Annotated in this window: 3 protein-coding genes; all 3 read left to right on the top strand. The window is 46.9% G+C overall.

What is annotated here, in order from left to right; genetic code table 11:
- Positions 1–6: 6 nt before the first annotated feature.
- The 3 genes from HH301_RS13555 to HH301_RS13545 all read left to right on the top strand — a co-directional run bounded on the left by HH301_RS13555 (position 7) and on the right by HH301_RS13545 (position 14,633).
- Positions 7–1,026 carry a CsgG/HfaB family protein gene (locus tag HH301_RS13555; RefSeq protein WP_169569424.1) on the top strand — a complete coding sequence of 340 codons (1,020 nt, stop codon included), beginning with the start codon at positions 7–9 and terminating at the stop codon, positions 1,024–1,026.
- A gap of 42 nt (positions 1,027–1,068) precedes the next feature.
- Positions 1,069–12,630 carry a hypothetical protein gene (locus HH301_RS13550; protein WP_169569423.1) on the top strand — a complete coding sequence of 3,854 codons (11,562 nt, stop codon included), beginning with the start codon at positions 1,069–1,071 and terminating at the stop codon, positions 12,628–12,630.
- A gap of 245 nt (positions 12,631–12,875) precedes the next feature.
- Positions 12,876–14,633 (top strand): autotransporter assembly complex protein TamA, encoded by a 1,758-nt coding sequence (locus HH301_RS13545; protein WP_169569422.1) that lies wholly within the window; start codon positions 12,876–12,878, stop codon positions 14,631–14,633.

The raw sequence follows: 14,633 nt of genomic DNA, 5'->3' as shown, positions 1-14,633 counted from the left end.
AAGGATATGAAAATCAAGCGCAGCCATATTTTAAGTGTATTCTCAGTGTTCATGCTTTCTGCCTTTGCCGTGTTTTTCACACCGGACAGGTATCTGGCTTACGCGGAAGAGGATGTACCAATACTTACTGATAATGTCCCTGATGTTCTCGGACCTAAAAGAGTGGTCTCCGTTGGGAAGTTTGACGCTATCGGGGCGTTCCAACAACAGTATGGTGACTGGGATATCGGCGGTGGGATTTCTGCAATGATGACAACAGCACTGGTTGAGTCGAAACGCTTTATTGTCGTGGAACGTGCTAATATCAATCAGGTTTTGTCAGAACAACAGATGAAAGGACAAGGAGTTACCAATGCCAGTACCGGGCCAGATCTGGGCCAGGTCACGGGTGCAAACTTCCTGATTTACGGATCTGTTACAGAATTTGGAGCCGCTGATAGCGGTGGGGGAATGAGTTTCGGGCTATCAGGGGGGAGCTCGCTGACAAATGCGTTGGGGCTCGGCGTTTCTCGTCAAAGCACCAGTGGTAAGGTCGCGATGGACATACGACTTGTGAATGCTACGACCTCACAAGTTGAGGAAGTTTATACAGTATCCGAGCAGATCGACAATTCTGCGTGGGACTTTAGCGTCGGGTATAAAGACATTAATATTGGGACAAATAGCTTCCTTAAAACGCCTTTAGGTGAGGCGACACGCCGGTGCATAACGAAGGCGGTCCAACAAATCGCTGCGAAAGCTAATCAAGTTGCCTGGACTGGCCAAATCGTTGATTTCGATGCTGGTGAAGCCTTCATAAACGCTGGTGGAAATTCAGGTTTGAAGCAGAATGATAAGTTCACGATTGAGCGGATTACGAAAAAACTAACCGACCCGCAAACGGGTGAGGTTCTTATGCTGCGCAAAAAACAACTTGGTGTTGTGGTCCTGACAGAAGTTTTACCCAAAATATCCATCGGCACTTTCTCACCACTTGATGTTGACACTCCTCAACGGGGTGATCTGGTGGTTTCCATTCAGGAATAACGTTCCGTAAAGGGGACTTCTGTCTTTAAAGGGAAGATGGTTATGGTCCAGCGATTGAAAACTGGCAATCCTTCAAGCGGTTTTCGCATGATGATTGCCAGTGGAGTGTTTGGTCTTTCATTCTTAGCTTTTGGGATGCAAACAGGGCACGCCCAAAACAAGATATTGCTACCCACCACTAAATCCACTCAGAGCTCCACCGTTTACAGGGAGCCGACGCCACAATCGATGGGGGGAGAAAGTCAAAACACGTCAAGGCAAACTATCGTAGAAAATAAAATTGTGACAGAGGAAGGAACCTATTATCCGGAAGCTAATCTGTTTATCCCAGCTCCCAAGATCCGAATTATTGGAGGAACAAGGGACGATAAGCCAAAAGCGAAAACGGAAACTAGTACATCGAAATCAGAGACCTCAACCTCTAAAAAATCTACTGTTTCTAAGCCATCAACAACATCCACCAAAACCGAAGTCAAAACAGAAACTTCTTCGGTGAAATCAACACCCAAAGCGTCTAAAACTTCCACTGCTGAAACCGAAGAAACGGCTTCGAAGAAGTCCGAAGAAGACTATTCAGATCAGAATAAACAATATGAGTATTATGATGAGAAGCAATCGACCTCTCATCATTCTAAAGATTATCAGGATCAGATGGATGCCAAAAGGCAGGAGGAAGCAAGTCACAATCGTATTTCCTCTCAGAATAGAGCGAAAGCACTTTTAGATTCTGATCACCAGATGTCTTCCCACAACATGAACCAGAATGAAGAGGCTGCGGGCTCAATGATGAGTGATCAGCCTCGCCCTCAAATTGATTTTGCGAAAACAGATGCGTTGTCTGCGTCCATTGGTTCTTTCTTGAAGCAGGACACAAGCTCTGCTCCAGGGGGACAAAAACCCGAGGAAGATGAGCCGGTCTGTGCCGCACCAGAGATTGCAGATGAACTTCAGAAACAGCTCGATAAAGAGAAAAAAGAGCTTGAAGACGCCATTGAAGAAGCAGAGGAAAAACTTAAAGAGCGCCGGAAAAAACTGAAGTGGGAGACAGATGCAGATGAGAAAAATCCAAAAAGAAAGAAAATTAAAGAAGCCCAGGATCAAATAGACGAAAAAGAGAAAGATCTTCGTGAGCGAGGAGAGAAAATCCGCGAGCAGGTTGAACAGCAGGAAACGGAAAAGGCTGAAGTCGAGGATAAAATTGATAAAGCCCGTAGAGGTGAGCAGGAGGCGCGACGAGGTCCTCCTGCTGATCCCAACTGCAGAAGTGCTAAATGTCAAGGTTTCAGGGAGGATCAGGCTGATGCGCGTAAAGAAAAGCTGAACCTAGAAAAGAAACATGCCAAAGCTCAGCGTCAGCTGGAAAAAGATATCAGTGACTTCCAGAAGGACATGAACCAGCACAACAAAAATAAGGCGCAATTAGAAGCTGCTCTGGATCGTGGATATGGACTGACGAAAGAACAATGGGAAGGAAGGGTACTAGAGAAAAAAACCGCTGCTTTGGAGGAGATGAGAGACACCACCAGAGAGAGAAAAGAAAAATTATATCGCAAATATGCCGATAAAGAGGGCAATTTCAAGAACCCAGGAGTTCGCAGGGAATATGAACGGTTGGACAAAGAGTATGACGCCATTGTCGACGAGTACAAAAAATTCAACCAGCAATCAAAAGACTTTAACTATAACCTTGAAAAGCAGGGAATTCCGACTGCCGCTGAAAGTCTGGACTATATGCGGAATTCTGAAGCGGCCAAGAAAGAGTTGGCAGCTATTGATAGTTCTTTGGAAAATCTGGAAGCCGCCAAAAACAGAATACAGAACTTCCAAGGTCAACCGGATATGGAGGCTGCTCAAGAGCAGCTCGATGCTCAGAAAACGGCTGATGCGAAATTAGAAGCGATTGAGAAAGAAGCGTCAGAATATTTTAAAAACTATCCAAAGGAACCACCAAATCCCAAAAAGGAGCTTCAAAAAGCAGAATCCAGATTAAGGGGGTTACAGCGTGACAAGGATGCGACCTACCAAGACAAACAAACGGCCCAGCGGGAGGTTGAGCGACTAGAAAGAGAGCAGGCCAAGTATGAAAGCTGGCTTGATGATAAGTGGCGCGACTATAACGAAAAGTACAAAGACAAACTGAAGTCTGCCAGGGATGAAGCTCGTATCGCAGGAATAGGTGCTATTGGTGCCCATGCCCAGGATATGGTTAGCCAATATAATAGAGGTATTCCAGATGTCCTTGGACCAGATGGTAAAGTTGATCCAGTCAAGGTTACGCGGTATGCCGCAAAAATTGATCAACAGCTTCTGGATGTCGCGAAAGTAAATGCAGAAGTAGACGCCCTAAACCAGGTAAAGGGAAATCTTCTGCCTGGCGCGGATGGTCAGAAATCTCTGGCTGAGCAGGCAGGCATGAGTCCAAAGGCCATTAAAACACGTTTGGGCCAAATTGATGAGCGCTTAAAAACAGCAAGAGGGTATCAGGAGCAGTTACAGTCAGGTCTTGAAGGGTTTGGTTTTAAAAGTGAGATAAATCCTGAAGGCCAATGCAGTATTTCATCTGTGAATTCTGCCTTTGGGGCCGCATATGTCAAAGGCGCTCGGCAGGCGATTGAAAGGAAAAAGAATGCAGAGCTGAAAACAGCTTCCGCGTTTGGTACAGCAAGCCCTGCCGCAGGAGCAATCGCGAAAAATGCCAAGAATGTAGAGCAGGCGAAACAGGCCGAACAATATAAGATGTCTGGATCAGGTGGCGGTGGAAGCTGTGTTGGTAAAGGTGCACCTGTTGCGAGTTGTGCTGAAAGTGCGCATGAAGGGCGAAGGGCGGCACCTGCGAAAGAATTTATGCGTGTGGCTGCGGCAAGCTTCGGTGGGATAGGCGGGGCTGTTCTAGCAGAACTTGCTGACGAACGCCCTGAATTAGGTGGCTTATCCTATTTGGATGCATATGTCAGTGGAATAAATATCGATGAGCTGACAACACTTGTCAGTCAAAAGTCAAAGCTTGACCAGCGGATAGAGTCTCGAAACCAACTACTTGAAACTGCTGAGAGAGGAGGAGCTGAAGAAGAGCTCCTGATTAAGCAGCGTCTGGAATATATAGCAAAGAGAGATGCACTCGAGCTCAAGATTAAATCTCTAACCGATAGGGTTGCTGCAACAACTCGTCCTTCCGAAAATCAGCCAGCAGAAGCTTTGAAAGACGAGGATATCAAAGTTTCAACTGACGAGGTGATCAAGCGCTACAAAACAGCTATAGAAGATTTGAATGCTGGGATTTCTTCTGTTGAAGAGATGATGAGCGCAACGGCGGGTTCTAACATAATGGGTCTACTTCCTTCGTTAGAGGTGCAGCGAGAAGCGTTGTTCGCAGCTCGCTATGCACTTGAGGAAAAGCTGGCCGAATTGGAGCCTAAAAAGACAACTGAGACAGGACTGGGAGAAACCGCAGAACGTGCGCCAGAGGCTGGAAGTAACCGCGCAGAACTTATTGCCATCAGAAATGCCTTGGAAGAAAAAATCCTAGGACTTTCACAGACCAGTGAAGAGCTAGAGAAATCTGGAAGTATTCAACTTGCTAATGTTTTGAAAACGCAAGTAATAGCCTTGCAAGGCAGTCGTGACGCGGTAGAGGAACAACTTCGCAAACCTGAAAACAGCTTAAACCCACCCGTAGTGAGCTCAGAAAAGGCGTCTCTGACTTCCGCAGTTTACAAGCCTGAACTGGATACAGTTGTTGCAGAAGACAAGTTGATTGAAATCGTACAGGTGCTAACGAAGAATATTGAGGTGATCAGAACGACGGAAGAAGCGTTCAAAGAAGCTGGCCAGCCAGTTGTCGCAAGTGTTTTCACGAACCAACGCAAAGCCATGGAGGCTGCACGCAACCAAGTCCTCAGAGATATTAAAACTCCACCAGAAGGTCCTGCGAGAACGGAAACTGGTCGCCTGTTCCGTGCTTCAATAAAGCCTGGTGAAACAGTCCAAACGGAAAACGCACCAGATCTTATAGAGTTGCAGCGGACTGCGGCGTTGGTCGATTGGATTAACAAAGGATTGTTGCCCGCATTTGAGAAAAATGACGCAGCTAAGCGGATGCTACCCTCTGTGCTGAATGGGTTGATCAAACGGTTTGGGGCAACAAAAGCTGATGAGATCCTTGATGGAATTGCCGATCAAATGGAGGATGAAGGCATCCGACCGAGCGCGGCGCTGTTTCTAGATGAATTGCTTAGGCAAATCAATGACGAGACGCGTGCTCAAAATTCCTCTGAACAAAACCTTTTAGCTGATCGCGCACGGGCGCAGTATTTGCGGGAGATGCTGGCAAACAAGGATAAATCCTTATCCAAAGAAGAAATCGAAATCCTTCAATCCAGTCTGGATAAGTTGAAGCCAAAACTTGCTAGTCAGATGGAGAAAAGACTGGCGGGACTGGATAACAAACCGCTGGAAATTACAAAAGCGCTTGCAGAGCTGACAGAGATCCTGGCACTACCCTCCACTGAAGACGTCGATCTTCGCCCGACATTGGCGCAAATAAGCCGCCAACTGGAACGTCTCGAGAAAACAGGCCAGATTGTTTCCAAAGGAGAGGGGAAACAAGTAGCAGAGGCATTAAAAGCATCTTTAACTGCGCTTCAAAAATCCTTACCGGAAACACCACGAGCAAGAGCACATCTAACAGAGATTTCGAAATTATTGGTTCGGGTGAATGATGAATTGGCCAAGGCATATGCCAAGGAAGCCGCAGGACTTGGAAATGAAAAAGAAGCTGTTCGTCGTTACGCACTCAGCCGATTGGATCAATCTCGTCATCTCTTAAAGACTGGAGATTTTAAGGCTGCGCTGGACTTAATAAACGGTGTTGTTGGTCCCACTGCTGAAAGTGGGAAACAGGATGTCAGCATCGAACTAGCAAAAGCGATGGCGCTTGTTGATACCTTGAATACATTGGAAAATGTCTATGGCTTGCTTCCAGAGAAACAACGCCAAGAATTGGGTGACCTTAAGAAGCTGCTAGAGAAACGGGATAATGCAATCGCAATTATTCTAGAGAACTCAACGAACCCGAGACTTGTATCGGCGCTACTGCTTGGAAATGCAGAACGTCTGCGACAACAAGGTAAGTTCTCTGAAGCGTTGAGTGTTGTCGAAACCGCATTAGAGAAAAACCCAAGTGATGAAGTTCTCATCGCAACGAAACTTAAACTCAAAATCCTCTCCCTGGGCTCATCAGCAACAAAGGAGCAGGTTGCTGAAGAACTTGCCAGATTGCCTGAGGAGCAACGCTTAACAAGCAGTCTCGTCGCCCTCAACAACCTCACGGTAGATGGAGACGAAAATGCTGCTAAGGCATTGATAGAGGCTCTTAGAGAACTAAAAGGGGTCCCGAAAGAGTTGCAGCAGCGAGTAGAAATCCAGATTGATTATGCTGAGATTTCGATCCTTGCCTCCAAACTTGGAATGGGGGGTGACGACAAACTGCTGGAGCGTCGGCTAGGGGTACTGAAGGCCAAACTCAAAGAGTCAAAAACTCTTGATGAAACTTATAAACAGGCATTGCTCTCAAGCAGCGAAAAATTACTCCAGCAAATTCTTCAGGCTCGAAAATGGGAAGCTGCGTCTAAAAGCAATACTATTCCGTTACCTGATCTTTTAACTGCAGCTAGGGAGGCGATGTCTGCGGGTCGATATGATATTGCCGGCCCAGCAATGTCGCATCTGATGGATCGGCTCCTGAAAGAAGCTGGAAATGATAAAGTTTTGGCGGGCTTTGTCCAAACAGCCCGAATGCTGGATCATGTCCGCATGCGTCTCGCTGCTGGCGGGTTGACTTCCGAACAGTCTAAGGTCTTTGAAAAACTCTTGGAGACCCACGGCGGTGATATTGAGAAGAAACTCAAAACATATATGGCCGAACGGGTCCGCTCTGCGGGAAATTATGCCAAAACCGATGCGGAGAATGGAAAAGCTTTCACAAGGGCAAACGCTTTCCGACTGGAAATGCGGCAACTAGCACAATTACAAACACGATTGGAGCTTCTAACTACGCCGCCTTCTGAACGCCTGAATAAGCTCAATGAATTAAGGAGAGCAGCAGCAAAGCGTGTTTCTGATTATGAGCAATCCATACGCGATGATTTTGAAGGTCGCGGGACCCTATTGAGGGATAAAGCCTATGATAAGGCCATCTTACAAAGAGCTATTGCTGAATTGAACCAGCTTCGTGCTGCCCGGGATGGGGTCGAAGATTACTACTATGAAAATGCTGGTGTGTTCACGATGTCTGATGATCGTGGAGAGCTGCGATATGGAACTTTCCGGCCTAAAAATCATCGGGAGTATGCTCTCACTAACATGCACCGGCAGATTGCTGGGGTATATGCCTATGGAACTTCCGCTACAGAGATCTGGCGTCAACGTAAAGATTATTCGCGGACGGCCGGTCGCGGCTTGCGAGAGAAGTATATAGCCCACAATAAGAACGAGCCTCGGGAAAGGGAGTATGAGGCTGATAGAACCAAATATAAGGATTTTTGGCTGATCGATGCTTTGAACAAAGCTGAGCTCGATTACATGGATCAACGCCGGATGGAGCTCATCAATGAGGATCCCAATCGGTCAATTCCTGAAAAAGCAAAACTCTACGATTATTTCCTGACCGCTGAAGCTAAATATTTGGAAGCGCTGGTCGGGTCATCAAATCCGTTGCTGGAGATGTTCGAGCAGATCGCCCAAACAGGCCGGTTAATGCGGGGCGCGGCTTCAGAACTCAAGGGCCGGGTCATTATCAATGACAAAAACCAGTTGCTGAATGAATATCAATCAGCGTTTCTGGATAAAGACGCTCAACGTCTTTTCAGAGCGCTCGTTCCGCTAAGGGACGCATCTCTTGCGGGTGAATTTAAGGCCTTTGTCGATTATCTGCACAAAGACTGGTACGAGGTTGGTCCCGCCTGGTTTTATAATCGCTCGGTTGGTGAGGATGCCACTCAAACAGCGCTGGAGCAGATAACGGCGGAAACCCAGAAAGTTCAGATCGCGCTTATTCGGGCTGGTAATAATCTACCAGGGCAACTGAGTGAGACGGACCAACGGATCCTTGAACGCCACGGCTTTTTGAAAGATGGCAAATATACGATCCCGGAACAAATAAAGCTGGATCCTACTAAGGTGGCGAGTGAATTTGTAGCGCTGACGGAGACTGGCCGGCTGGCTACATTGGATCGGTTCCTGAATGTGAAGATGGGAGCGGAGTTATTTGCAACCGTAGCGCTTCCCGGTGGACTGGCGGCCAAATTTGGGCGGTCAGTGACGATGGAAATGCTAGCCTTGGGCGGTATTAGATCGCTGACTGGCAAGGCACTTGCTTATGGAACTGGGCTGGCCGCTGAAGCTGGCGCGTTTACTATTTTAAGCCGCGGGGCGAGGACCGCACTGGATCCGTCTATAGCCCTGCAGGAGCAGTTCTGGTCGCGGGATGCATTGGTAAAAGAATATGCCCATAACCTGCTCATTATCGGGGCGCTTAAAGGATTTGGAAAAGTCTCCCAAGAGGTCGCGCGTAGAGCTAAATCTTTTGGGAATACAGCAGCCAAAGTTAATAGCCTTGGGCGGGCGGCTTCCTATACAACATTGATGGCAGAAGCCGGCTTGCTAACGGGTTTGAACGGTCTTTTGGAAAGCAACAAGATTACACAAGACGATTATCTTGGGAATTTGCTGACCATTGTTCTTCTCAAGGGCACAAACAAGGTTCTTGAAGGTGGTGAAAAATCAGGAAGCACACGTTTGCAGGAAGCACGGATTAATAAGATCCTTTCCTACATGGGTAAACCACCAGTTCCAGGAACAACGCCAATCACTCGGGTTAGTCAGATCCGAGAGTCTATTATCCGCGAAGTGGAATACAGGGATTGGTTGCTGAATGTCGATAAACCGACCCGGTTGTTGCTGGAGCAGTTTAATGGCGATTGGGCTGCTGCCCGGAGCGCCTTTCAAAAGGGAGAAATCTCTGAAAGTCAGATGCGGAAACTGGTCCAATTGCGCAGACATATTGTAGATACGCTGGCCGCAGAGATAGTTTCAGAGGTGGGAGGTAAATTTGAGGCTTTTGGGTCAGAAAACCTGACCAGTGATTATGACATCAGTTTTGTAGGTCCCAACCGGGCGCTCGCCGTGTATCTGTTCAACGCCCGTTTCGCGAACCGCTGGGGTGTTGCATCGCGACTGGGAGGGCGAGAGACAGGTGTCGTTTTGGATACCAATGCTTACACCGAGACCATTCAAAGTCTGATTGAGGCTGGCATTGGGGACACAGTTTTTCAAGATGCATTTGCCCATCTGGCAAGACGGAAATATGGATCTGATGCGGAATGGAGTCAGCATCGGAAATGGGTTCTGGAAAATACGCCTCAGAAATCCCGTGAGGATGTCGCGCGTATGTTGGATTTCGTTGAGGCCGCAAATCTGGAATATAAAACCGCTATAGAACTTAAAATGGCGGAGCTGTCGCAAAACAAGGAAAATCCTGTTCGTGAGGCTGACCTTCGAATTACAGCAGAAAACCGACTTTATGAAGATGCTCTCTTGGAAATCAAGAGATTGCAGGACGCGTTTGAAAAAGCGAGTGGAGATAAAAAAGAAGCGCTCCGCCTTGATTTGAGAAATGCCCAATCCAAAGCCCTCTATTTTGCACAGGAAGCCTATCATACTCAGGCGGCGATTGAGCATGTTGTCATGTCCATCCAGGCCGCCAAACGAAAAATCACCGTCGAAAGTCTGACTGCTGATACTCCCCCAAAATTGGAGGTCAACCTAACCAAAGAGCAGGGGCGTCAGTCTTATCTTGAACAGATTGCGAACATGATGAAGGAGCTGTCTCACGGGGGGGACATCGTAAAGTTGGCGACCAAGGGGGCGAAGTATTTCATTCGGGCGCTGGATGCGGCTCAAATCGCGGGAGTTAAACTCGCTGAATATAAGGACCTGATTGAGCAAGTTGTTGCACTCGATGCCAACCGGGCTGATTTGGCCAAGGTTCGGGAGTTATTGGTCGAAAGTAAAATCAAAGCGATTGAGGAAGCCCGCGGATTTGAGCTTACAAAGGCAGAGCGGAAACAGCTGGCCGAAGAAGTTGCTCGGCAATTCCTGGAGGACATTCAAAACCTGTCTAATAAGCTAACGGCTGAACTTTATCAGGGTCAGGCGCTGGAAGTTGTTGATTTGATGGGTATTCGGCAAATCAATGTAAAAACCGAGCAGATGAATACCCGCGATATCATTCAGAATATCGACCGGCCAACGGAAGTTCTAATGGAGCGGTATGAAGGAAACTGGGATGCTGCCCGTAAGGACTATCAAAAGGGTATCTTGCCAGCAACTGAAATGCGCCTGCTGGTCAATTTGCGCCGGCGGATTGTAGACAGTTTGGCCGCCGAAATCATTCGGGAACTGGGCGGAGAAGTTCAGGCTTTTGGATCTGAAAATTTGACCAGTGATTATGATATCAGCTTTGTCGGGCCAAAAGCGCAGCTGGCGGTTATTTTATTTAATGCTCGTTTTGCTGCGGGTTGGGGAATGGCTTCCAAAATAGGCGGGCGGGAAACCGGCGTTGTTTTGGATACAAATGCCTATACAGAAACTGTCCAGAGCCTAGTTAAAGCAGGAAGCGGTGATATCGCCTTTCAGGATGCTTTTGCCCATTTGGCAGGCCGAAAATATATGGCTGACCAAGCCTGGAGCCAGCATAAAAAAATGATCTTGGAAAGTACGCCTGAGGCAAATCGTGCAGATGTCGAAAAAGTTTTGAATTGGGCGGAAAAAGCCAATGATAGCTATAAGTCAGCAATTGAGGCCAAGAAAGCTGAGCTTCGGGCAGATGAAAGTCTTAAGTTGCGGGAAAGTGATCTTCAGATAACAGCTGAAAATAGGCTTTATGAACAGGCGCTGCAGGAAATCTTTGAGCTTCGGGAGCAGTTTGAGAGCGCATCCGGTGAAGCCAAGGAGGGGCTACGTCTTAAACTTCGAAATGCTCAGTCAAAGGCGCTTTACTTTGCACAGGAAGCTTATCATACCCAAGGCGCAATCGAACATGTCGTCATGTCAATTCAGGCCGCAAAACGGAAAATTACTGCGGAAACATTGTTATCTGAAACTCCCCCCAAACTGAAAGTTGAACTGACCAAAGAGCAAGGCCGTCAATCCTATTTTGAGCAAGTCGCCAACATGATGAAGGAGATTTCTCATAGTGGGGATGCTGCCAAACTGGCCTCCAAAGGTGCAAAATATTTTGTCCGTGCACTCGACGCTGCTCAGATCGCAGGTTTGAAGCTGGGCGCCTTAAAAGAGGTGGTCGAACTGACTGTTGCCTTGAACGATAACCGTGCAGATTTGAATAAAGTCGGGGAGCTACTGGCGAAAGAAGCCTTGGAGGCAGCTGCCAGGGAAAAAGGCGGGGAGCTGAGCAAACAGGAAAGATCCGACATTATTGAAAAAGCAGGAAGGGACTATCTGGACGCAATTCAGGAAGCAGCTAACCAGCTGACGGGCGAACTTTATAAAGGGCAAAGCTTAGAGGTTGTCGATGTAGAAGGTGTTCGTAAGTTTGAGATAAACCTACCAGAACCCGCCAATGATAATGTCGCTGAAAAAGTTGTGAGTGAGGGGGCTTCGTCTCCTAAATCAGGGGAAGTTTCTTCTGAGGCTATCCCTAAACCTCGAGTTTTAGCTAATTCAGTGAGAGGTCAGCGAGAAATTGCATTTAGAGATGGGAAAGGGGGAAATCGGCTGATTGAGCTGGGTGAGTATGTGGCTTCTGGTGCCACGAGCCTTGTCTATCGATTAATGGGAAATGAGAATCTAGCGGTGCGGATTACAAAATCCGGTGACTGGGATGCAAGGCGATTGGATGAATATGGTCGAGAAGTTCTTGAAAGTCATGTGGACAATCGGTTTATCAGAATTGTTCGACGTGTCGCGACATACGATATTACGAGTACTTCTAATTCTTTCTTTGAATCCCGTAAGGTTCAAAGTCTTGAGGTCACCGAGTTTATGAAACAAGGAACGGCTGAAGCGATCATTGAAAGGCAGGGAGGTACACTGACTGAAGGGCAGCGCTATGCCTTGGATCAAGCCATTCGGGAGTTGAACCGTAAGGGTTTTGCCTGGCTTGATAACAAATATGACAACTACACCTTTGAAAGAGCGGTTGAAGGAAAAGATCTTTGGCGAGTAGTTGTTTTAGATCCAGGTGGGATTGTCCCAGTCGTTGGTGTAACCGGATACCAAAGATATGTGATTGCCCGTGCCCTACAATCAAAGGTCAATATTTTAACAGCAGATATGCGGGAAGTTTTGGAAAGCTATCCAGATGCAGGCAGAAAATTTGTTGCGGCTGAAATTCGGGGTTTGATTAAGAATGAGCACGCCAACGATGTGCGTGAAGATATCCTGGGTATTCCATTTAAGGAAGTTGCCTATAGTCCGGTTGGTGTCTTTACGATGCCACGGGTACAGGAAATGTTCGCTTTGGATAACGCAGCTGCAAACGACAATTATGAAGCCTTCGTGAAAAAAGAGCTGACTTCAGTCAATTAGATCCTAAATCTCTATAGTCTTTAGATATAATTTCTCCAACTCCATATCTTCGGTTTGCTGTTGGCATCCGTTAATCTTGAAGTCGTTACAGCAAATGATAAGCTATTGGCAAGTGGGCTCAATAACGCCATTTTTCAGCGCTAGCCTCCCACTCGTTATTTTTTGATCCAAATTGAGTTTTCAAATTGTCTCGGTGTTTTTTTCAATTTGTTTGTGTTCTTGGCTTGTTGATCCATGTGATGTTCATGGATTCAAAGCCATTGGCTGCGGCAGAAGCATCTAAAGAGTCGGATGTTGAGCTTGCATGGGATTATCAACTGCTCTTCGAGGGAGAAATTTCTGAAAACTTAAAGGATTTAATGGAGCAGTCCTCGAGACTGGTGCAGCTTCAAGATAAACCGCCTTCAAGTCTGGCTGGGTTAAAAAGGCGGGTCCAAGAAGATGAAGAGAATTTCCAAAAAGCGCTGCGGTCAGAAGGGTATTATGCCAGTATCATAGAGACCCGACTGGACCAGGCAGAAGATCCAACTCGCGTTTATTTCAAGGTAGAAGTCGGTCCTCAATATAAAATCGCAAATTTTCAAATTAAGTATCAAATTTTGCAAAGGTCGCCCCCCGCTCTCGATCTAACTAGGCTTGCGGCACAAAAAGGGTTGCCCGCCCGCTCAGAGACAATAGTTGCTGCTCAAAAACAAGCTATTGCGCAATTAGCAGAATTGGGTTTTCCCAATGCTAAAATTTTGAAGCAGGAAGCTGTTGTTGATTTTAAACGAAGTGAAATGGATGCGGTCCTGATCATTGAGCCGGGACCTTATATTCAACTGGGAAAACTGCAGTTGGAGGGATTGTCAGAAGTAAATGTTGAGCATATGCGTCGTTTATCTGGGTGGGTAGAGAATGTAACTTACCAAAAATCAACTCTGGAGCAGCTACGACGCGTATATCTGGATACCGGTTTATTCGAAGCAGTCCGCTATCAGATCCCCCCAAATATTACTCAAGATGCATCTGTTCCGGTTACATTCATTTTTAAAGAGCGGAAGCATCGCTCCATTGGGGTTGGAGTTGAATATTCCTCAAGTGAAGGTGCTGGTACAAACTTCTATTGGGAGCATCGAAATTTCTACGGACAGGGAGAGAAATTAAGGGCTGATCTTCAGGTCTCAGAAGTCACACAGGAATTGTCAGCACGGTTTTTGAAGCCAAATGTATATATGCGCCACCAGAGCCTTAAGGCTGAGGCTCATGTGAAACACGAAAACACAGATGCCTATACAGAGGACTCTGCCCGTGTTTATCTTGGTCTTGACCGGCGTTGGGGAAAATATTGGACTTTAGGCGGTGGATTGTTTTGGGAGTATTCCAGTGTAGAGGAAAACAATGATATCGATGATTTTGTTTATCTAGGTACACCTCTCACTGCAGCGTTTGATAATACGGACAATATCTTAGATCCATCCAAGGGCTATCGTTTTGGCGTAACAGTGACACCGCATCTAGGGTTAAATGCGGTTTCTTCAAACTTTCTAACAACCGAGCTGCATGGATCAACCTATTATTCGGTCCTGGACGAGAAGCGGTTAATTTTGGCGATGCGTGGAAAGATTGGAAGTTTGCTCGGTGATAGTACTGCTGATATTCCCGCGGTTAAGCGCTTCTATTCAGGAGGTGGTGGATCAGTGAGGGGATACGAGTTCCAGCTGGTTGGGCCTTTGGATGTGAACAATGATCCCAGCGGTGGTCGGTCCATTGTAGAGGTTGGGCTTGAGGCAAGGATCAAAATCACAGATACGATCGGGATAGTTCCCTTTATTGAAGGGGGGAATGTCTATGAAGACATGAACCCGGATTTGTCAGAAGACTTTCAATGGGCTGCCGGATTGGGTGGGCGTTATTATACCCCATTTGGGCCGCTTCGTTTTGATGTAGCGATTCCACTTAATCCAAGAACTGGTATTGATGACGATTTCCAGTTCTACATCAGTATTGGCCAGGCGTTCTAG

It is taken from the genome of Sneathiella limimaris, from assembly GCF_012932565.1.
In the GTDB taxonomy this organism is placed as follows: Bacteria; Pseudomonadota; Alphaproteobacteria; order Sneathiellales; family Sneathiellaceae; genus Sneathiella; species Sneathiella limimaris.
The sequence above is the reverse complement of the archived record's forward strand: the minus strand, read 5'-3'. Positions and strand labels throughout refer to the sequence as shown.

Excerpts from the sequence above, each read along its gene's own strand:
- HH301_RS13550 (WP_169569423.1), top strand. The coding sequence starts at position 1,069 with ATGGTCCAGCGATTGAAAACTGGCAATCCTTCAAGCGGTTTTCGCATG.
- HH301_RS13545 (WP_169569422.1), top strand. The coding sequence starts at position 12,876 with ATGGATTCAAAGCCATTGGCTGCGGCAGAAGCATCTAAAGAGTCGGAT.
- HH301_RS13555 (WP_169569424.1), top strand. The coding sequence starts at position 7 with ATGAAAATCAAGCGCAGCCATATTTTAAGTGTATTCTCAGTGTTCATG.